Source organism: Pedobacter arcticus A12 (assembly GCF_000302595.1).
Classification (GTDB): Bacteria; Bacteroidota; Bacteroidia; order Sphingobacteriales; family Sphingobacteriaceae; genus Pseudopedobacter; species Pseudopedobacter arcticus.
On sequence record NZ_JH947125.1, the window covers coordinates 1,019,620 to 1,037,729 of the forward strand.

Genomic DNA, 18,110 nt, shown 5'->3' on the forward strand with positions numbered 1-18,110 from the left:
TTGAAGAGCTTTTTTAAAAGGTGGAGTGAATTATTTTAGATTTGAGTTGAATATTTTTGTTAGAACTACAGGTTGATGTGTAGTAACAGAATCTTTATGGTGCGAATAACTAGTTTTTAATACGTGTAATTGATTTGCTTCCTCTTCCTGTGCTTCGCTTTTAATGCTTGCTTTCCGCTGAACGGTTTCCTCATTAGATAGCCATGTACTTAATAGCAAAGTGTGCGCTATCAGTACTGCTAACATGATTAAAAGATGGTGACTTTTTTTACTCTTCATTAACTCTTGAGGTTGATCAATAGGTTTTTAAATCTGCGCTAAGTTAAAAAAAACTGAGCGGTAAACAAATACCAGATTATGGGTATCTTAACGCAAAATACTTCTTAGAGGTTTCATTAAAATTCACGAATGGCTTGATTTTGCTTCTTCGTATCGCTATTTAATAGCTATTAGGCACAAAACTAAAGCTTAAAATCAAATTGTTTTAAGGTATTGATTGCACTACATAAGCTATTGATATCATCTACGTTTATGTTTTTTAGCGGTATACTTATTTCTGCCAGCATTTCATCTACATTTCCTGCTTTGTCGTTATAGGTCTGGTAAATCACAGCTTCGGCGGTAAACTTCAGCAACAGCCAACCAGCCTTTTCATCGCCTAAATAACAAGCATCTTTTAACTCGCTTAGTTTTACGCTATAATATTCAGATCTATTGTTGCTGTCTGTTTTTCGGTACCTGATAAAGCCGTTTTCTGATATTTCTAGATTTGTGGTTTTGATGCCCAAATCCTTTTCTGCATTATGCAGTTTGTATTGGTTAACTATTTGATCCTTAGCTTCATTAAAAGTTAAGTCAGCTTGTTTTGGTATAAAACACGACAATGTTAGCAATAGTATTTTTGAACCCAGTACAAAAGACATGGTTAAAAATATTTCAAAAAAACGGTAGCGGCAGAAATATTTATCAACTTATTAACGTCGGCGATCAAAAATATGACAAATACTTGCCCGCTAATTTTTGAAATATCATTATTTTTGAAAATGATGAATCCTGAAGCTCGGGTATGGATATACCAGTCAAATAACACGTTGAACCCAAATCAGTTGGTAGAAATTAAAGCTGTTCTTAGTGATTTTGTAAACTCCTGGACAGCCCATAATCAGGAGCTCAAAGCAAGTTTCGAGATAAAATACGACAGATTTATTGTTTTGATGGTAGATGAAAGCCAAGCCGGAGCGAGTGGATGTTCAATAGATAAATCGGTTCATTTAATGAAAGGTTTAGAGCAAAAGTTTCAAATCAACTTATTAGATAGGTTTAATATAGCTTATAAAGATGGTGATGCGGTCAAATCTGTAGATAGGAACGGTTTCGAAGAGCTCATAAAAAAGGGCTTAGTAAGCTCAGATACGAAAGTGTTTAATAATATGGTGAGTAATTATCATGACTATCAGAATAAGTGGGAAACTGTGATGGCAGATAGTTGGCATAATAATGTTTTTTCTGTTTAGAGCGCAATCTCGGGATGTTGGAGGCGCTAAATAGCGTTTCTAAAATTCTAATTTCCCCAGGTTTCTCATGTTTCTGAGAATTAGAAATTGTCGTCGGTAAATATAATTAGTGGGGCTAGCTGGCGACCATTTTCTTGGGTTTGGTAATACAGCGATCAATAAAGCTGCTTCTCCTTTGGATAAGCCCGTAGCAGATTTGTTGAAATAAGTTTTGCAGGCACTCTCTGCACCGTAAATCCCATCGCCCATTTCAATTACATTTAGGTAAACCTCTAAAATCCGGTTTTTGCTCCAAAGCAGCTCGATTAAAAAAGTGAAATAGGCTTCAAATCCCTTGCGTATGTATGAACGGCCGGGCCATAAAAATACGTTTTTAGCAGTTTGTTGGCTAATGGTGCTACCGCCTCTAAGCTTTTTGCCGTTCTGGTTTTTTTCAAATGCTTTTTGTATGGCTTCAAAGTCAAAGCCGTGGTGATGTAGAAAATTAGCGTCTTCTCCGGCAATGGCCGCTTTCCTTAAATTAAAAGAGAGCTCATCAAAATCTTTCCATTCTTTGTCAATTTTCCAGCTCTTGCCGTCGGCTTTTCTTTCAAAAGCCCGTTGTACCATTAAATAAGTAACAGGTGGATTGATGAACTTATAAAGCAAAACCAAAAAAACACTTATCGCAAAAAAGTAAAGAACGAGTTTTAAGGTCCATTTGCATGCCGTTTGTAGGCTAAAGGTGGGCTTTTTAGATTTTGCTTTTCTAGGCATAATAGCTCTAAAATAGAAAATGCTTCCTGAATAAACAGAAAGCATTTTAAATAATGTTTGAATTTAGCTTATTCGGCTACAACAGTAAATGGAACTTGTACTTTTACTTCTTTGTGTAGATTCAAGTTTGCGATATAATCACCAACAAATTTCACATCAGTTTCAAAAGTAATTCTTCTTCTGTCAACCTCAAAACCTAATTTCTTCAATGCATCAGACACTTGGATTGTGTTTACTGCACCAAATATTTTACCGCTTTCGCCAGCTTTAGCACCAATAGAAAGTGTAACACCCTCTAATTTAGTTGCTGTAGCGTCAGCATCTTTCTTAATTTTATCTTGTTTAAACTGAGCTTGTTTAATGTTCTCAGCCAAAACTTTCCTTGCCGACTCGGTAGCTAAAATAGCTTGACCTTGAGGAATTAAATAATTACGGCCAAAACCAGGTTTTACAGAAACGATATCGTCCTTCTCTCCCAATTTCTTTACATCTTGTTTTAATATTACTTCCATGTTAGCCTCCTATTTTAAACCGTCAGTTACAAATGGCAAAATACCTATGTGGCGAGCTCTTTTTACTGCCTGAGCTACTTTACGTTGATATTTCAAAGAAGTACCAGTTAATCTACGAGGTAAAATTTTACCTTGGTCGTTGATGAACTTTAACAAAAAGTTAGCGTCTTTGTAATCAATGTATTTAATTCCGTTCTTTTTGAAACGGCAATACTTTTTTCTGTTGTCCTCCACCTTGGGAGCAGTCACATACTGGATTTTGTCTTGTGCCATTAGTTTGCTACCTCAGCTTTGTCTTTTTTCTTGTTGAAAGCACCGCCACGTTTTTTGTCATTGTACGCAACTGCATGCTTATTTAAACTAATTGTTAAAAATCTCATTACACGTTCGTCACGCTTTAATTCGATTTCTAATTTGCCGATAACCTCACCTGAACATTTAAATTCGGTCAAGTGATAGTACGCTGTTGATTTTTTCTCAATCAGGTACGCCAGTTTTTTCAAACCCCAATTGTCTTCCATAACAATTTCGGCTCCGTTATCAGTAAGAATCTTAGAGAATTTTGCAATTACCTCTTTAGCGATTTCTTCTGACAACAACGGGGTAAGAATGATAGTGGTTTCGTATTGATTCATTTCTTACAATATTATTTTTAATCCCCACTTTTTTGTGGGACTGCAAAAGTAGATATTATTAAATTGAAAAACAATAGTTTAAAACTTCTTTTATCCTTTTATTTAAGAGGTTTATGGCGAGTATTTTCTCGTAAATAATGTGTGCGGATAATATTAGTTAATTAACGAAGGTGTTCGTTTTGTCAAGTCACTAAGCTATCAGGTAATCCGCTTCGGTGATCTTATCTCCAGAAAATTTTAGAAGAAACGATTTTTAACTTGATACGATTCTGAGTTTTTATTTTTAAAGGAAGCGCCGACTTAGTTTCATTTCTCTTAATAGGTTAAATGATTTTAGTTTTTGGGGAAGGTGATTTATAATGTGGTAAAAGAACCAAATAGCTTAATTTTTTGAAGAGGCTATTTGGTTCTGATTAATGATTTTAGAAATGGATAATTCCTAATTATTTAGCCGGAGGCAAAATAACGTTGTCAACCACATAAATAACGCCATTAGCAGCAGGTACGGTTGCTATGATGTTTGCATTTCCATTAATTACAGGTTTGCCATCTTTCATAATAATGGTGATGTTTTCACCGTTTACCTGTCCAATAGTTTGTCCATCTGTAAAGTTTTCTAATTTCAATACACCTAAAGAAACATGGTACTGTAATAAATCCGCTAGATCGTCTTTGTTTTCTGGTTTTAAAAGATTCTCTACGGTACCAGCAGGTAATTTATCAAATGCTGCATTGGTTGGTGCAAAAACGGTGAAGGGACCGGCGTTCGTCAAGGCGTCTACTAAACCGGCTGCTTTTACCGCAGCAACTAGCGTAGTGTGGTCTGGGCTGCCCATTGCAACTTGTACCACATTTTTCTGGGAATCGTCATCTTGTACAGACGATTGTCCGCCACCCACAACTTCTTGATTTGGTTCTGTAGCATCTGATGCTGACTCGGAATTATTGCAACTTGCAAAAACCACCATGCAAATCATTGACAGTAATAAGATTTTTCTCATAATTTTTTAGTTTTTTACCCTAGCAATGTGCTGACAATAAATTGACAAGTCTATGACCTTCGTCAAAATAAAACACGTTGTTTCTCACATTTTAGAAATGAGGAAGTCAATTATGTGTTTTGCGCCTTGTTATCTCGGGGCTTAAAAGAAAACTAGGTATTTAGCTGAAAAAAGGGGGGCTTTGCCAGTAAAGTGTAAAGAAATCGGATGTTGGTGTATGTGCAAAACTACCGACTAGGAAGCGATAAAATAATATTCGTTCCCTAGTTCAAAGTGGTTTATAAATTCATTTCCACTTACTGGCTTGCCAACTTTTAAAAATGATTCTAGCGTATAAATTTGCAAACCAATATCGTTATGCAAGTAATTGTACAAATCTAAAGGGCTTGTGCCGTAGAAATCGCTGGCGCCTTTTCCGCATTCAAACAATACCATTGGCTTATTCTGCTTCAGCAGATTTTTGGCGCCTTTAATTACGTCAAATTCACCACCTTCCACATCAATTTTTATAAAATGAATTATTTGATTTGGGCCAATAACATCGTCGAGCGCTCTTTTGGCAACCGTTATTTCCGCAATGTCAGGATTGTGGATTGCGTATTTTCGTTTTTTGATACCGCTATAAGCTTCATCGTTTCTTACAAATTGAAATGTCGTTTCTCCATTGCTATACGATAGCGCATATGGGAATATATGCGCTCTGTGTGTGTATTTCGTTTTTAGTGACTCGAATAAATGGGGTAGTGGTTCAAAAGCAAAATGGGTTCCTTTGGGTGCAAAGCTCAGCATCAAATCTAAAATCTCACCTTTATGGCAACCTACATCTATACAATTATCACTTGCTGATAAAAATTTTTTCAATATAGCTCTTGTAAGTCTATCGTATTTGATGTTTTTCGAAAGATCTAAATGCAGAAATATTAAAAATTCTTTAAGGATATTTTTAAACATAGGGTGGTGTAATTTAGATTAGCCCTTAAACAAAGAAAACCATCCTTTCGGACGGTTTTTCTGTGATCCCGCTGGGATTCGAACCCAGGACCACTACATTAAAAGTGTAATGCTCTACCAGCTGAGCTACGGAATCGATTGTTTTTAAGAAGATTTGATAAAAAAAGCCTCAATCGCTGAGGCTTTTGTAATACTGGTGATCCCGCTGGGATTCGAACCCAGGACCACTACATTAAAAGTGTAATGCTCTACCAGCTGAGCTACGGAATCATACTTTATAAAACTTATAATGGTTTTGTAAAGTTGTGCAAAGATAGATATTCTGCTGTAGTGTGCAAATGAATTAATATTTTTTTTTAATAGATATTGCTAACCTGCTAAATATCAATTATAATCATTTATCCATGCGCCCTAATTGTAGTATTGAGCGTATAGTAACATCGTAACAATTATAGTTTATCTAAAAATTTTAAATTTATGGCGCTATATTCAAAACCGATATGGATCTGATACAGATAGAACGAGCACTGCAAAATCGTTTAGGATTTAATGATATGCTGATTTTCGCAAAGCTTACAGCGAGCAGTAAAATAAATTGCAGAGATATGATGAGTTTATGTATCCATAAAAATCCACAGATAGCCTTCAGAGCCTCGTGGGTTTTAGATACTGTAACTGTTTTGGATCTGGATGTTTTTTTAGTAAACCTATCTGTTTTTTTAGAATTATACCCAACAATTACCAATTCCAGCGTACAGCGTTGTTTTACCAAAATAATGATGTTGCTGACTGCAAGTAAGTTGATAAACACAGTAGGGAATGAGCCAGACAGGTTTGAAGAATGTTTAAGCGCTACATTTGACTGGCTTCTTAATCCAAAAACTCCTGTTGCGGTACAAAGCAATGCTTTGGAAGTTGTTTTTCAGTTATCGCCATACTATGATTGGGTTTTAGAAGAATTAACTGTTATGCTCGAAGAAAAATTAGTTTCGTCGTCGCCAGCGTTAATTTCTAGAGCTAAACGGCTTTTAAAGAAAATTAATTGATTTTATTGTACATTTTTGGGCTATGGATAATTTGAGTGATCAGGCGTTAAAAGTGCAGGTTTTTAATATTTGTTTCGAAGCTTTAAACACAAGATTGACTGATCTTAGAGCAGAGGTTGTACAGCTGAGATTAAGCATAGCTAACGATTCTAAAAGCAGCATGGGTGATAAGTACGAAACTAGTCGGGAGATGATGCAACAAGAGATTAATAGGTTAGAACAGCAGATTGCGTTAACTGGTCAGCAACTGTTCAATTTAAAAGCAATCAATTTAGATAAATCATATGCTCAAATAGAAAAAGGTAGCTTAGTACGAACCAGTATGGGTTTGTTTTTTATTGCTGTGAGCTATGGCGAGGTTAAAATAGCTGCGCAATCCTGTTTTGTGATTTCTGAGATTGCTCCATTAGCCAAGCTTTTGTTCAACACAAAATTAGGCGGTAGCTTCGAGCTTAATAAGAAGTTAGTCGAAGTATTGGCAGTCTGTTGATTTAGATAATGTTTTTGCTAAGCAACGTGTTGAGAACTGCTTATACGGAAACGCAGTGCTAGTGCTTTTGCTACAGCATCAATTAGTGTTTGGTCAATATCGTCGGAATCATTAGTGCCAGTTAGCGTCCAACTATTTCCTGTTTTAATAAAATTATAGGTGTTGCCCCCCATAAAAACTTCTAATTCTGATTGTGTTGATGGTTTTTCGGTTAGTACCTGAAAAATAACATCTGCTTTTTCGTGATTGATTCTTAATAATACTGGCATAATTTCGGAGCGAATATATTCAAGCCTTGTTTCTAATGTTACTAATTGTTATCAACACCTGTTAACTCACTGAAAGCTAAGCTTTGATTAGTAGGTTTACATGAAAAAGTTGATGAAATTGAAAAGGAGGCGAACCTCCTTTTACTATTAATTAGTTTTTTACTTTGTCTAGCTGATGTTCAATTCCGCGTTTGATTTTTTGTAAACAATCATGAATTGCTTTTGATATATCATCAGATTGTGAGCTGGCGAATATTGGCTCTAGGTTTTCAAGTCTAGCTTCTATGTTGCACTTTTTGTCGTCAGCACCTCCTTTTTCACCTCCGTTTTCATCGCTTAAATGAACTTCTACTCGGGTTAAATAACTGTCAAATCGTTGCAGTTTCTCATTAAAAAGGTTGGTAATGTAAGTGTTAAGTTCTTCTTTACCTTCAATGTGGTTGTCTGTATTTATTTGGATTATCATAATAAAAAGTTTAATAAATTATGGCAAATTGCGTACCTAATATTAGGTTAAAGTGGTTTAAATAGCAATTGTTTTTGAAACTTTCTTAGCAGATTTTTGAAATAGCAAATAATCAACCTTTTATGGTTTTATATAAGGGCATCAAAGTTGTTTAATACCCCAAAAAGAATTTAAATATGAGAATTAAAGAAATACTATTGCTGTTTATTGTGTGTTCGTTTATGGTAGTGTCCTGTTCTAAGGGCAGGCATGAAGAGTTTGGGCGTGACTTGGCCAAGGCGTTTAAAAGTAAGAAATACAAAGATTTTGACACTACCTCTTACAATGAAGTTTTTAAAGCCGAGTTTAAAAAAATAAAGCCACAACTTCATGATCCAATTTGGATCAGTAAGATTTATAAGGAAGAGGATAAGGGTTTGACCCTGTTGGGAGATTTTTTGGTTGATGGCAGATTGGATACCTTGAACCAATATTTGCTGAATTCAAGATTTCATGGGCTTAACCCTGATTACTTCCACGCAAAGATTATTGCCGATCTATTAACTCAGGTGAAGACCAAAAAATTTAAATCGGTAGAAGAGAGCTATCCTGTACTTGCACAGTTGGAGCTTTACTGTGCTGATGGTTTGATCAATTACGCTGGTATACTAAAGTATGGAGCAGTAAATCCAAGAACAGTGTTGAAGCGATATTATGTGGATGTAAAACGTCCGCAAATTATTGAAGCACAACAGGCATTAGATCAAATAGACATTGCAAAGTTTTTAGCAGACATTCAGCCAAAAAATGGTTACTATCAGCGTTTAATGAATTTGTTGATTAACGATGGTAAAACCGACGCCAAAAGATTAACCACAGAAGACAAAGAGAAAATATATTTGTCTATGGAACGTTTGCGCTGGCCAGTGAAAGAATATAAGGGGAAATATCTGTTGGTAAATATCCCAGAGTTTCAGTTGAGATTAATCGAAAACAACACAACTAGTTTAAAAATGAAGGTTTGTGTTGGTGAAGCTGGAGGGCATGAAACCCCTATTCTAAGTGGTATGATTGATAGAATGCAGGTAAACCCAGTTTGGAATATACCAAAAAGCATTGCCAGCACCGAGATTTTAAGCAGTTTAAAGCGAGATCCATACTATCTGGAAGCAAAAAACATGGTTGCGTATAGAAATGGGGAATTAATTAACTCTCCAGAGATCGATTGGAAAAACGTAGACATTTCACAGTATTCATTTAAGCAAAACCCAGGGGAAGATAATTCATTAGGTCAAATCAAATTTATTTTTCAAAATCCTTACGCCATTTATTTACACGATACGCCAGCCCAAGCCATGTTTGGTCAAGATATGCGAGCTGTAAGTCATGGTTGCGTGAGGGTACAAAAGCCCATAGATTTAGCAAAGTTTTTGTTGAACGATGAATCTAAATTGAATAAAGTAGAAAAAGAAATTCAGGCTTCTTCAAATGGACAAAAAGTTGAGGCGAGGTGGCAGATGGTTAAAGATCCAATTCCTGTTTTTATATCTTACTACACCGCCTGGACAAATGATGATGGTACCTTAGTGAGCTCTAAAGACGTTTATGGGTATGATAAGATGCTATTACCGAAACTTAAGCCTTACATGGCCAATTTGTAAAATATCTTAACAACCGAGGGTGTAAAAGCTCTCGGTTTTTTTATGGACAATAGGTAATGATTAAGGATATTTTAATTTGAAGTACAAAATGCTTCCCGCAAAAATTAAAGTTATGCCATTGGCTATTGTAACAGGTAGGTCATTAACCCATATCCCATATATTAGCCAGAGTGTAACCCCTAAAACAAATAGAAGATACATGGAAAGCGAGATGCTTTTGGTGTTTTTAGTTCTGATGATTTTTAACGCTTGCGGAACAAAAGAAACAGTAGTGCAAAATGCTGCAGCTAACCCAATTACGGTACTTAGGTTTTTCATTAATTCTTTTTATCGAAATCTAATCTAACAGAGAATACATTGCTGTATAAGCCATCGCTTTGGTTTCCGATATTTGTTAAAGCATAATCGATGGAGAAATTTTTGATCTTTACGCCCAAACCCAAATTAGGTTGAAACTGGTATTGTTGAGCTCTATCAAAGTCTGTTGTTTTCTGGATGTTACCAACCCCGGTTCGTAAAAAGATGGTTTTTTTATAGTTAGCTTCTAAACCGATAGTAGGGTCAATACTTACAGGTTTAGCAGCAATCAATACGTTACGTTTACCATCTGTTGTGAAATTTAGATCGGCTTCGGCAAGTATTCCTATTTTTTCTGTGATTTGGGTTTCGTACGCAGTTCCTAAAATTATACGTGGAAGTGTTGTTTCTGTCGAATTTTTTGGGATGTCATTTCCGGTAGCGGTATAAATACTCGAAAATTTATCAGGATTGTAGCTCCAAGCATTAAATGTGGTGGTGATATCTCGGCCAACTGCCGCAAAGGTGAATTTCTTAAATTTGTATTGCGCAGCAACATCAATCCCAAAACCCCATGATTTTCCGTACTCGCCAACTTTACGATGTATGATTTTAACATTTGCACCATAACTCAGTCCGTTTTCTCCTGCTTTCTTCTGCCTTCTGGCGTAACTAAACAGAAAAGCATAATCTGCTGCCGAAAAAGATTTCACTCTATTATAGTTGATGTTTCCATCCGCATCAATCAATTCTGAAGTATCTGGAATATCATCCACACCGAAACGGATTAACGATGCGCCAACAACCGCAGTATTATCTGCAACAAATGTGGAAAAACCTGCATAATCATATTTTGCAATCCCAGAAAAATACTCTGAGTGCATTAAACTAGCTTGTGATTGGCTTTTCATGTTCATCAACGCCGCCGGGTTCCAATAGCCCGCTGTAACGTCTGATGACGACGCAACTACAGAGCCTGCCATCCCAAACGCTCTTGAACCTACTCCAATCTGTAAAAATTCATTAGAATACTTTCTCGTTTGTGCGTTTACAAATAGGGGTAAGCTTAATAGAAAATAAAAAAAAAGGCGTTTTATCATCAATTTATTTGTGCAGAGATTTGGTCAAAGATAATTATAAAATCTTCACGTAATTTTATTTTGTATTTTATTAAACGATCAGTTATCGCTGTTTCCTGTTCTTCGCTAAAAGGATTTTCCCATAGGCGCATACAGATTCTTTTTAGCGCATAGGTGATTTTTTTATCATCAGCATAACTATATAGGTATTGCTCCTTTATAAACCGATCGAAAAAAGCCAGAAATTTATCTTCGTTAGCAATCTTGTTCAATTGCAAAAATATCCTGATTTCACTTTCCTTTACCAGAGCTAACTGGCTGTAGAGTTTTTCGATGGATAGCAGTTTTTCTGCGATAAGAATACTATCTAAAAGTAATTCTAAACTTATATGCCCTAAGAAAAAAGGTTTTACTGGCGAGTTTAGCAGTTCTTCTCGAAGAACTAGTTTGATTTGATGCTGATGATGTAAAAAAAATGAAGAGCTGTGGAATATTCGGTCTACTTCTAAATGTCTTTTCCAGCCTTTTAAAATAGCTTCTTGATTAGTGTTTGTTAGAAACTTACCACTATGTTTTTCGGGATGGATAGTCCAATTTTTGTCAGCGTTTTTTATCAAATCGGGCAAAAGCATGCCAAACACTTTATAAGGGTTGTTCTTGTTTCTATCAAAATAATAATGCGACAAAAAATTCATAAAAACAAGGTAAAGGGTTTGGGCTAAGCTTTAATCATGCAAAATGCATATTCAAAATGAGATCTTAAACATTGTGCGTAAATAACACCCGCAATTTTAAAGCTAAAATAAATCAAATAAAACTAAAACATACTTATACTTTTCTGTTCTCTTCGCTGGTAAATCATATATTTGCGCTTTTCTAAGATAATAACAAATTTTAAATAAATAGAAGATGAATTTTGTTGAAGAGTTGCGTTGGAGAGGTTTGATCCAAGATATTACACCCGGCACAGAGGAAGAGCTTTCAAAAGGAATGACTGGTGGGTATATTGGCTTTGATCCAACTGCAGATTCATTGCATGTGGGTGGTTTGTTGCAGATTTTTACCTTAATGAGATTTCAAAGAGCAGGGCATAAGCCTTTCGCTTTGGTTGGTGGTGCAACAGGTATGGTTGGTGATCCATCTGGAAAATCTCAAGAGCGAAATTTATTGTACGAGGATACTTTGGCTATCAACGTAAAGGGAATAAAAGGGCAGTTAGAGCGTTTTTTAGATTTCGATTGCGGTGCAAATAGTGCCGAGATTGTAAACAACTTCGATTGGTTTAAAAACTATAGCTTCTTAGATTTTATTAGAGATGCCGGTAAGCATATTACGGTAAACTATATGATGTCTAAAGATTCGGTAAAGAAACGTTTAGAAAGTGAAGTTGGGATGTCGTTCACCGAATTTTCTTACCAACTAATCCAAGGCTATGATTTTTACTATTTGTGGAAACATAAGAACTGTAAGCTACAAATGGGCGGGTCTGACCAGTGGGGGAATATTGTTACCGGAACAGAGTTTATTAGAAGAAAAGACGGCGGACATGCTTTTGCTTTAACATCTCCGTTAATCAAAAAAGCCGACGGAACTAAATTTGGTAAAACAGAAGGCGGTAATATCTGGTTAGATGCCAAAAGAACCAGTCCTTACCAGTTCTATCAATTTTGGTTAAATTCAACCGACAGCGATGCTGAAAACTACATCAAGATATTTACTTTCTTTAACAAAGAAGAGATTGATGCTTTAATTGAAGAACATACAAAGGCGCCACATTTAAGAACATTGCAAAAAGCCCTGGCAAAGGATGTTACAGAAAGGGTACATGGTTCAGAAGCTTTACAAACAGCTTTAAGTACCACAGATTTTCTTTTTGGGAATGGCTCTTTGGATTTTTTAAACGCAATGGACGAGTCGCAGGTTTTGGATGTTTTTGAAGGCATTGCGCAGTTTGAAGTCTTTAAATCCGAGTTTGAGGAAGGGGTAGATATGCCTACTTTATTAGCTGAAAAAACAAGTATTTTCCCATCAAAAGGAGAGGCTAAGAAAATGATTGCCGGCGGAGGTGTTTCTATTAATAGAGAGAAGCTAAGTGCTGTAGAATTATCATCAAAAGATTTGCAAGCTATTAATAATCAGTTTTTAGTGGTGCAAAAGGGCAAGAAAAACTATTTTTTAATTAATTTGAAATAAGTTTAAATATCAGACATATATGTGATATATTTGTATATATGTCTGATTATAATAAAAATATTGTTGAAGATCCCTTAGCTGTTTATAGCACCCATTTCTACGATGTAGGTCAGCAAATGATACTGCTCTTTGGCGGTATTGGCGCTTTAAAGCTACAGTCAAATGTGGTTTCTGATTTTGATTTATTAGAGCTAACCCGTCGGGGCATTCCAAAAAAAGCAATTTTAGGTTTAATCAAAAAGATCTCTTTAACTATTCAAGAGTTAGCGGGGGTTATGCATATTAACGAAAGGACTTTTCAACGTTTTAACGATACAGATTTTGTGAAATCAGAATACTCTGAAAAAGCAATTGAACTGGCCCGCTTATATGCCCGTGGCGAAGAAGTTTTTGGTTCTTTAGATAAATTTAAGCTTTGGATGAAAACCCCTTCTATTGTGTTTAAAAATAATACACCTTTTGCTTTATTAGATTCTTCAATTGGTTTTGGTTTGGTTTTTACTGAGCTTGGCCGTATCGAACACGGTATATTTTCTTAAATGCAGCTATACAGGTTAGGTGTTTGCCATTATGCGGATAGCTTAAGTGGAGAAGGTGCTAAAATATATGGCGGTAGGTGGAATTCTGAAGGTGTGCCTGCTGTTTATTTTGCAAGTTCGAGAGCGTTAGCGGTTTTAGAGGTTTTGGTGCACTTGCCAACTGGTTTACTTCCCAAAAATTACTGTATGGCAATTTTTGAATTTGATGCTGAGTTTGCGGAATTCAATCCAGAAGATTTACCTGAGAAATGGCAGGTTTATCCTTTTTTAAAACGGACGCAGACTTTAGGGAATCAATTTTTTAAGCAAAATGAATTTCCAGTTCTAAAAGTTCCTTCGGCAATAGTTAGTGGCGATTTTAATTATGTTGCCAATCCATTACATCCCTATATCAAGAAAATTAAATTTATAGAAAAAGTGAGTTTCTCTTTTGACGACCGCTTGCTGTAACACTTATTAAAGCACCATGAGATTACAGCCTCTGATGTCACTATCATCAAATCTTCCTAAAACTTCAAATGTTCCGTTTAGATAGGTTTTGCCTAAATCTTGCGTAGCAATAAACGAACAAGAGTGCATATTTGCTAAATCGATCACATTTATTCCTCCAGATTTTTCAACATTCAATAAGCTCAACGGATCGTTTGTATCGCGTATAAGCACTTTCATCCAAGGCGGACAATCGAAAACTCCATCTCCTTTAGAGTAAGCTTGAGAAAGCAATTCCGTCATCCCGTACTCGGAGTGTATTTTAGAAATACCAAAGCCTTTGGTTAAAACGTGGTGCAATTCTTCGCGTACCATTTCTTTGCGTTGTCCTTTCATGCCTCCAGTTTCCATTACTATCAAATTCGGGAAATGGATTTTAAAAGTTTCTGTAAAATCTAAAAGCGCATAAGTAACACCTATTAAAATGGTTTTTTGACCAGATTCTTTTAGGGTGTTTAAGGTGTCAAACAACTCTGCGTGGTTGTGCAAGAAAAAGCCACTTTTTTGATGGTTTGATTTTTTAATTAAATCGTTAACCATGTAAATCAACGAAGAGCCTTCGCGTTCTAAGTAATTCGGTAATAAGGCTAAAATGCAAGTATTCTCAATGTCGCCGTAAAACAATTCAAACGCTTTTAAATAACTCTGTTGGTACAGGTTTACATCTTGTACGTAATGTTTGCTGGTTAAAATACCTGTTGTGCCCGAGCTAGAGAACACCACATCGGCGAAAGCTTGGTCTTCTATAATTTGGTGGGTTTTAAAAAAAGAAATCGGTAAAAAAGGGATTTCTTTATAATACCTAAGGCTATCCGGTTTTAGTTTAAGCGCATCAACAAAGTCTTTATAAACCGAAATGGTTTGATATTGCAACTTAAAAACATCCAAACAGGTGTGGTTAAACTCGGTTTCGTTTTGGATGTTAAAAATATTCATATTCAAATATAGTAAAACGCCGTTTCATTAATTTTAAAAATATAAATGTGGGCGGTCTTTTAATCAAAATGTATAGCTTTGGTTTTAAATTTAATAAGCAAGTTTTGAGTATCAGTGTTAAGGCATTAAGCAAAAATTACGGCTCACAAAAAGCAGTTGATGAAATTTCATTTGAAGCCAAGCCTGGAAAAATCTTAGGTTTTTTAGGTCCAAATGGTGCGGGGAAATCTACAACAATGAAAATGCTAACTTCCTTTATCCCAAAAACAGCTGGTTCGGCACAAGTTTGTGGTTTTGATATTACAGAAGAATCTCTAGAAGTACGCAGAAACATCGGCTATTTGCCCGAAAATAATCCGCTTTATACAGACATGTACGTTAAGGAGTTTCTGTATTTTATTGGTGATGTTTACCATCTAAGAAATCTAAAATCTCGTGTTGAAGAGGTTATTAAGTTAACCGGATTAGAAAAGGAACAACATAAAAAGATTGGAGCGCTATCAAAAGGTTACAAGCAGAGGGTAGGTTTGGCACAAGCCATTATCCATGATCCAAAAGTATTGATTTTGGACGAGCCAACATCGGGCTTAGACCCAAATCAACTGATAGAAATTAGGGCATTAATTAAAGAGCTGGGTAAAACTAAAACCGTGGTGCTATCAACGCATATTATGCAAGAAGTAGAGGCCATTTGCGATGAAATTGTGATTATTAACAAAGGTAAAATAGTAGCGAGTGACACCTTATCCGGACTTTTGGAGAAACATCAAGAAAGTACTTTGGAGCCTATTTTTGTGAAGCTTACGAAGGAACCCAACTAACCAGAAAAAACATATCAACATCAAATGTTAACCATTTTTAAAAAAGAACTTTTCGCTTACCTCAATTCTTTGGTGGCTTACATTACCATCGGTGTTTTTCTGTTGGTTTTAAGCTTATTTCTTTGGGTTTTTCCCGATACCAGTCTGTTAGATTATGGTTACGCAAGTTTAGATAGCTTATTTAGTACGGTTCCGTATTTATTTATGTTCCTAATTCCTGCAATTACCATGCGAACCTTTGCAGAAGAAAAAAAGGAAGGCACTTTTGAACTGCTAGCCACTCGCCCATTAACCGACTGGCAAATTGTTTTGGGTAAGTATTTTGCATCTTTAACGCTGGTTTTATTTGCACTGTTGCCAACCTTGGTTTATTACATTTCAGTATATCAGTTAGGCGCAATAAAAGGGAATATTGATTCTGGTGCCGTAATAGGATCGTATATCGGTTTGTTTTTATTGGGTGCAACGTTTGTTGCCATTGGTGTTTTTTCATCATCGCTAACTAAAAATCAGATTATCGCTTTTACGATAGCTGTTTTTTTAAGTTTCTTCGCTTTCAGCGGATTTGATTCCATGAGCCAGATTTTATCACTCCAAAAATTTGATAGCGTATTGATTAATCTGGGGATAAACGAACATTACCAATCTATAAGTAGAGGGTTGTTGGATTCCAGAGATCTAATTTATTTTTTGAGTGTGATTGCTTTATTTTTACTGGTTACAAAAACAGTTTTGGGAGGTAGAAAATGGTAAATCAGCAACGCAAAAAGGATATACTGCAATTGGTGATTGCTTTGGTTGCTATTGTTGTTTTAAATATTGTTTCTCAATACGCATTTACGCGGATTGATTTTACCAAAGAAAAGCGCTACACCATTTCGCCAATTAGCATCCAAATTTTAGAAAACTTAAAAGCGCCGGTTAAAATTACTGTCTTTTTAGAAGGTGAGTTTCCATCGGGATTTAAGCGTTTAAGAAGTGCAACCAAAGATTTATTGATTGATTATAAAGCATACGCAGGAGAAAATATTCAATTTGAGTTTGTAAATCCGTTGGAAGGTAAAAATCAGCAACAGCAAGAAGAAATTTACCAAGAATTAGCACAAAAAGGAATTGAACCCACTAACCTAAGCGTTAAAACAGAATCAGGCTTAAGCCAGAAAGTGATTTTTCCCGCTGCAATGGTGAATTCTGGTAGCCAGAGTATACCTGTGAGTTTATTGCAGAATAGAATTGGGATAAGTCCAGAAGAGGTGTTGAACAACTCTATTCAGAACCTAGAATATGCTTTTTCATCTGCCATAAAAAAGGCGGTTTCGGGCGGTAAGCCAAGAGTGGGCTTTACAGAAGGCAACGGAGAGTTGGATGATTTGCAACTGCAGGATGCCATGAAATCACTTGCAGACGGTTATGAAGCTGGACGAATTAATTTAACTGATATTACCAATGAAGGTTTAAAGAAGTTAAAGGTAATGGTGATTGCGAAACCTGAAACCGGATTTTCTGAATTGGAGAAATATAAAATTGATCAGTTTTTGATGCGAGGCGGTAAAATTATCTGGACTATTGACCAAGTAAACGCCGATTTGGACAGCATGCGCAACGGTGCTCGTCAAGAGCAACTCGCCTTTCAAAAAAAGCTAAATTTAGACGATCAACTTTTTACCTATGGTATACGCATCAATTATGATTTGGTAGGCGATATGAATTGTGCACAAATCCCAGTAAATGTGGGTACAGCTGGCGGACAACCTCAGATACAGTTAGTGCCATGGCTTTTTTACCCTATTATTATGCCGGTAAGTACGCATCCGATGGTTAAAAATTTGGATGGGATTAAAACAGAATTCATCAATACAATTGATACCATTTCGGTGGCAAATATTAGACACACTATATTATTGACCACTTCGCCATTTAATAGAGAACTGGAAACGCCTAACATCATTTCATTAAAAATGATAGAAGAAACACCAGATCCTAAGCTGTTTCAAAGTACACCAAAACCTGTTTGTGTGCTTTTAGAAGGGAAGTTTAAATCTAATTTTGTAACACAAGCAATTCCAGAAGGAGCGGATTTAGGCACTAAAACGATTAATAAAAGTGAGTTTACCAAAATGTTAGTATTTAGCGATGGTGACGTTTTTAAGAGTCAGGTAAGCGGTAAAGATGGTTCGGTTTTTCCGTTAGGCTACGATAAATACAGCCAGCAAACTTATGGTAATAAAACCTTTTTATTAAACGCAGTCGACTATCTTACAGATGATTCGGGCTTAATTGCATTACGATCAAAAGAGATTAAGTTAAGGCTGTTAGATAAAGGTAAATTGGTAGCTGATAAAGTACAGTGGCAACTAATTAATACATTAATTCCGTTATTTATATTGATCTTTTTCGGAATTTTTCAACATCTTTATCGCAAACGGAAGTATGCAGGTTAAAATTCATATTTTTGTTTTTTAAAAGCCTTAAACAA

The 18,110-nt window shown here is 35.8% G+C and carries 24 protein-coding genes and 2 tRNA genes; 10 read left to right on the top strand and 16 right to left on the bottom strand.

The features are described 5' to 3' along the window. Nucleotides 1-30: 30 nt before the first annotated feature. Nucleotides 31-279: a hypothetical protein gene (locus tag B176_RS0105780; RefSeq protein ID WP_017257838.1), complete on the bottom strand. Its 249-nt coding sequence runs from the start codon at nucleotides 277-279 to the stop codon at nucleotides 31-33. Nucleotides 280-461: 182 nt separating this feature from the next. Next, nucleotides 462-923: a hypothetical protein gene (locus B176_RS20170; protein WP_017257839.1), complete on the bottom strand. Its 462-nt coding sequence runs from the start codon at nucleotides 921-923 to the stop codon at nucleotides 462-464. A gap of 120 nt (nucleotides 924-1,043) precedes the next feature. Here B176_RS20170 and B176_RS0105790 point away from each other — a divergent pair, with 120 nt between their 5' ends. Beyond that, nucleotides 1,044-1,514 carry a hypothetical protein gene (locus B176_RS0105790; protein WP_040539842.1) on the top strand — a complete coding sequence of 157 codons (471 nt, stop codon included), beginning with the start codon at nucleotides 1,044-1,046 and terminating at the stop codon, nucleotides 1,512-1,514. Nucleotides 1,515-1,553: 39 nt separating this feature from the next. On the opposite strand, the gene mtgA is transcribed toward B176_RS0105790, so the two are convergent. From mtgA to B176_RS0105830, 8 genes are all read right to left on the bottom strand, one after another. Further along, nucleotides 1,554-2,270: a monofunctional biosynthetic peptidoglycan transglycosylase gene (mtgA, locus tag B176_RS0105795; RefSeq protein ID WP_040540088.1), complete on the bottom strand. Its 717-nt coding sequence runs from the start codon at nucleotides 2,268-2,270 to the stop codon at nucleotides 1,554-1,556. A gap of 68 nt (nucleotides 2,271-2,338) precedes the next feature. Beyond that, nucleotides 2,339-2,782: a 50S ribosomal protein L9 gene (gene rplI, locus B176_RS0105800; RefSeq protein WP_017257842.1), complete on the bottom strand. Its 444-nt coding sequence runs from the start codon at nucleotides 2,780-2,782 to the stop codon at nucleotides 2,339-2,341. A gap of 9 nt (nucleotides 2,783-2,791) precedes the next feature. Further along, a complete protein-coding gene (rpsR, locus tag B176_RS0105805; RefSeq protein WP_017257843.1) occupies nucleotides 2,792-3,055 on the bottom strand; it encodes a 30S ribosomal protein S18 in 264 nt (87 codons plus the stop codon). Next, nucleotides 3,055-3,417 carry a 30S ribosomal protein S6 gene (rpsF, locus tag B176_RS0105810; RefSeq protein WP_017257844.1) on the bottom strand — a complete coding sequence of 121 codons (363 nt, stop codon included), beginning with the start codon at nucleotides 3,415-3,417 and terminating at the stop codon, nucleotides 3,055-3,057. The genes rpsR and rpsF overlap by 1 nt, the downstream gene beginning before the upstream one ends. A 443-nt stretch (nucleotides 3,418-3,860) precedes the next feature. Then, the gene (locus B176_RS0105815; protein WP_026063175.1) at nucleotides 3,861-4,418 is read right to left on the bottom strand and encodes a fasciclin domain-containing protein; all 558 of its coding nucleotides are present in this window, start codon (nucleotides 4,416-4,418) and stop codon (nucleotides 3,861-3,863) included. A 234-nt stretch (nucleotides 4,419-4,652) separates the two neighbouring features. Then, nucleotides 4,653-5,369 carry an FkbM family methyltransferase gene (locus B176_RS19080; protein WP_017257846.1) on the bottom strand — a complete coding sequence of 239 codons (717 nt, stop codon included), beginning with the start codon at nucleotides 5,367-5,369 and terminating at the stop codon, nucleotides 4,653-4,655. 63 nt (nucleotides 5,370-5,432) lie between these two features. After that, nucleotides 5,433-5,505: transfer RNA gene (locus B176_RS0105825), tRNA-Lys, on the bottom strand. Nucleotides 5,506-5,563: 58 nt separating this feature from the next. After that, a tRNA-Lys gene (locus tag B176_RS0105830) sits at nucleotides 5,564-5,639 on the bottom strand. Nucleotides 5,640-5,869: 230 nt separating this feature from the next. Between B176_RS0105830 and B176_RS0105835 the strand changes: the two genes are divergently transcribed. Both B176_RS0105835 and B176_RS0105840 read left to right on the top strand, forming a co-directional pair. Beyond that, nucleotides 5,870-6,415, top strand: coding sequence for a hypothetical protein (locus B176_RS0105835; protein ID WP_017257847.1), 546 nt, complete (start codon nucleotides 5,870-5,872; stop codon nucleotides 6,413-6,415). 22 nt (nucleotides 6,416-6,437) lie between these two features. Continuing rightward, nucleotides 6,438-6,905, top strand: a complete 468-nt coding sequence (locus B176_RS0105840) for a hypothetical protein (protein ID WP_017257848.1) — start codon at nucleotides 6,438-6,440, stop codon at nucleotides 6,903-6,905. A gap of 17 nt (nucleotides 6,906-6,922) precedes the next feature. Here B176_RS0105840 and B176_RS0105845 read toward each other — a convergent pair whose 3' ends face one another. Together B176_RS0105845 and B176_RS0105850 are read right to left on the bottom strand one after the other, a co-directional pair. Beyond that, nucleotides 6,923-7,174, bottom strand: coding sequence for a hypothetical protein (locus tag B176_RS0105845; protein ID WP_017257849.1), 252 nt, complete (start codon nucleotides 7,172-7,174; stop codon nucleotides 6,923-6,925). 151 nt (nucleotides 7,175-7,325) lie between these two features. Then, a complete protein-coding gene (locus B176_RS0105850; RefSeq protein WP_017257850.1) occupies nucleotides 7,326-7,640 on the bottom strand; it encodes an HPF/RaiA family ribosome-associated protein in 315 nt (104 codons plus the stop codon). Between the two features lie 176 nt (nucleotides 7,641-7,816). On the opposite strand from B176_RS0105850, the gene B176_RS0105855 reads away from it, so the two are divergent. Beyond that, entirely contained in the window at nucleotides 7,817-9,280 is a 1,464-nt protein-coding gene (locus tag B176_RS0105855) for a L,D-transpeptidase family protein (protein ID WP_040539845.1), read from the top strand. Between the two features lie 60 nt (nucleotides 9,281-9,340). Here the strand turns inward: B176_RS0105855 and B176_RS20580 are convergent, their stop codons facing one another. From B176_RS20580 to B176_RS0105870, 3 genes are read right to left on the bottom strand one after another with little or no spacing between them, the layout of a single operon-like run. Beyond that, a complete protein-coding gene (locus B176_RS20580) occupies nucleotides 9,341-9,598 on the bottom strand; it encodes a SemiSWEET transporter (RefSeq protein ID WP_083852686.1) in 258 nt (85 codons plus the stop codon). After that, entirely contained in the window at nucleotides 9,598-10,677 is a 1,080-nt protein-coding gene (locus tag B176_RS0105865; protein ID WP_017257853.1) for a putative type IX sorting system protein PorV2, read from the bottom strand. The genes B176_RS20580 and B176_RS0105865 overlap by 1 nt, the downstream gene beginning before the upstream one ends. Beyond that, complete coding sequence (locus B176_RS0105870) at nucleotides 10,677-11,351, bottom strand: hypothetical protein (protein WP_017257854.1); 675 nt, start codon at nucleotides 11,349-11,351, stop codon at nucleotides 10,677-10,679. Before B176_RS0105870 ends, B176_RS0105865 begins: the two co-directional genes overlap by 1 nt. 214 nt (nucleotides 11,352-11,565) lie before the next feature. Here B176_RS0105870 and tyrS point away from each other — a divergent pair, with 214 nt between their 5' ends. The 3 genes from tyrS to B176_RS0105885 are packed head-to-tail and all read left to right on the top strand — an operon-like array spanning nucleotide 11,566 to nucleotide 13,838. Next, the gene (tyrS, locus tag B176_RS0105875; protein WP_017257855.1) at nucleotides 11,566-12,849 is read left to right on the top strand and encodes a tyrosine--tRNA ligase; all 1,284 of its coding nucleotides are present in this window, start codon (nucleotides 11,566-11,568) and stop codon (nucleotides 12,847-12,849) included. A gap of 38 nt (nucleotides 12,850-12,887) precedes the next feature. Beyond that, a complete protein-coding gene (gene parS, locus B176_RS0105880) occupies nucleotides 12,888-13,388 on the top strand; it encodes a type II RES/Xre toxin-antitoxin system antitoxin (protein WP_017257856.1) in 501 nt (166 codons plus the stop codon). Continuing rightward, complete coding sequence (locus tag B176_RS0105885; protein WP_017257857.1) at nucleotides 13,389-13,838, top strand: RES family NAD+ phosphorylase; 450 nt, start codon at nucleotides 13,389-13,391, stop codon at nucleotides 13,836-13,838. It abuts the gene before it with no gap. A gap of 6 nt (nucleotides 13,839-13,844) precedes the next feature. Here B176_RS0105885 and B176_RS0105890 read toward each other — a convergent pair whose 3' ends face one another. Further along, nucleotides 13,845-14,813 carry a LuxE/PaaK family acyltransferase gene (locus tag B176_RS0105890; protein WP_017257858.1) on the bottom strand — a complete coding sequence of 323 codons (969 nt, stop codon included), beginning with the start codon at nucleotides 14,811-14,813 and terminating at the stop codon, nucleotides 13,845-13,847. 104 nt (nucleotides 14,814-14,917) lie between these two features. Here B176_RS0105890 and B176_RS0105895 point away from each other — a divergent pair, with 104 nt between their 5' ends. Genes B176_RS0105895 through gldG form a run of 3 tightly spaced genes read left to right on the top strand, consistent with a single transcriptional unit; the run spans nucleotide 14,918 to nucleotide 18,075 of the window. Further along, entirely contained in the window at nucleotides 14,918-15,634 is a 717-nt protein-coding gene (locus B176_RS0105895) for an ATP-binding cassette domain-containing protein (RefSeq protein WP_026063178.1), read from the top strand. A gap of 24 nt (nucleotides 15,635-15,658) precedes the next feature. Beyond that, a complete protein-coding gene (gene gldF / locus B176_RS0105900) occupies nucleotides 15,659-16,387 on the top strand; it encodes a gliding motility-associated ABC transporter permease subunit GldF (protein ID WP_017257860.1) in 729 nt (242 codons plus the stop codon). After that, a complete protein-coding gene (gene gldG, locus B176_RS0105905; RefSeq protein ID WP_017257861.1) occupies nucleotides 16,381-18,075 on the top strand; it encodes a gliding motility-associated ABC transporter substrate-binding protein GldG in 1,695 nt (564 codons plus the stop codon). The genes gldF and gldG overlap by 7 nt, the downstream gene beginning before the upstream one ends. Nucleotides 18,076-18,110 lie beyond the last annotated feature (35 nt).

Bases quoted from the DNA above. Each gene is read 5' to 3' on its own strand.
- tyrS (WP_017257855.1), top strand. From the start codon at position 11,566: ATGAATTTTGTTGAAGAGTTGCGTTGGAGAGGTTTGATCCAAGATATT.
- B176_RS19080 (WP_017257846.1), bottom strand. From the start codon at position 5,369: ATGTTTAAAAATATCCTTAAAGAATTTTTAATATTTCTGCATTTAGAT.
- B176_RS0105780 (WP_017257838.1), bottom strand. From the start codon at position 279: ATGAAGAGTAAAAAAAGTCACCATCTTTTAATCATGTTAGCAGTACTG.
- rpsR (WP_017257843.1), bottom strand. From the start codon at position 3,055: ATGGCACAAGACAAAATCCAGTATGTGACTGCTCCCAAGGTGGAGGAC.
- B176_RS0105850 (WP_017257850.1), bottom strand. From the start codon at position 7,640: ATGATAATCCAAATAAATACAGACAACCACATTGAAGGTAAAGAAGAA.
- B176_RS0105885 (WP_017257857.1), top strand. From the start codon at position 13,389: ATGCAGCTATACAGGTTAGGTGTTTGCCATTATGCGGATAGCTTAAGT.
- B176_RS20580 (WP_083852686.1), bottom strand. From the start codon at position 9,598: ATGAAAAACCTAAGTACCGTAATTGGGTTAGCTGCAGCATTTTGCACT.
- B176_RS0105890 (WP_017257858.1), bottom strand. From the start codon at position 14,813: ATGAATATTTTTAACATCCAAAACGAAACCGAGTTTAACCACACCTGT.
- B176_RS0105855 (WP_040539845.1), top strand. From the start codon at position 7,817: ATGAGAATTAAAGAAATACTATTGCTGTTTATTGTGTGTTCGTTTATG.
- B176_RS0105835 (WP_017257847.1), top strand. From the start codon at position 5,870: ATGGATCTGATACAGATAGAACGAGCACTGCAAAATCGTTTAGGATTT.
- B176_RS0105790 (WP_040539842.1), top strand. From the start codon at position 1,044: ATGATGAATCCTGAAGCTCGGGTATGGATATACCAGTCAAATAACACG.
- rplI (WP_017257842.1), bottom strand. From the start codon at position 2,782: ATGGAAGTAATATTAAAACAAGATGTAAAGAAATTGGGAGAGAAGGAC.
- parS (WP_017257856.1), top strand. From the start codon at position 12,888: ATGTCTGATTATAATAAAAATATTGTTGAAGATCCCTTAGCTGTTTAT.
- B176_RS0105870 (WP_017257854.1), bottom strand. From the start codon at position 11,351: ATGAATTTTTTGTCGCATTATTATTTTGATAGAAACAAGAACAACCCT.
- B176_RS0105840 (WP_017257848.1), top strand. From the start codon at position 6,438: ATGGATAATTTGAGTGATCAGGCGTTAAAAGTGCAGGTTTTTAATATT.
- mtgA (WP_040540088.1), bottom strand. From the start codon at position 2,270: ATGCCTAGAAAAGCAAAATCTAAAAAGCCCACCTTTAGCCTACAAACG.
- B176_RS0105815 (WP_026063175.1), bottom strand. From the start codon at position 4,418: ATGAGAAAAATCTTATTACTGTCAATGATTTGCATGGTGGTTTTTGCA.
- B176_RS0105845 (WP_017257849.1), bottom strand. From the start codon at position 7,174: ATGCCAGTATTATTAAGAATCAATCACGAAAAAGCAGATGTTATTTTT.
- B176_RS20170 (WP_017257839.1), bottom strand. From the start codon at position 923: ATGTCTTTTGTACTGGGTTCAAAAATACTATTGCTAACATTGTCGTGT.
- B176_RS0105865 (WP_017257853.1), bottom strand. From the start codon at position 10,677: ATGATAAAACGCCTTTTTTTTTATTTTCTATTAAGCTTACCCCTATTT.
- gldG (WP_017257861.1), top strand. From the start codon at position 16,381: ATGGTAAATCAGCAACGCAAAAAGGATATACTGCAATTGGTGATTGCT.
- rpsF (WP_017257844.1), bottom strand. From the start codon at position 3,417: ATGAATCAATACGAAACCACTATCATTCTTACCCCGTTGTTGTCAGAA.
- gldF (WP_017257860.1), top strand. From the start codon at position 15,659: ATGTTAACCATTTTTAAAAAAGAACTTTTCGCTTACCTCAATTCTTTG.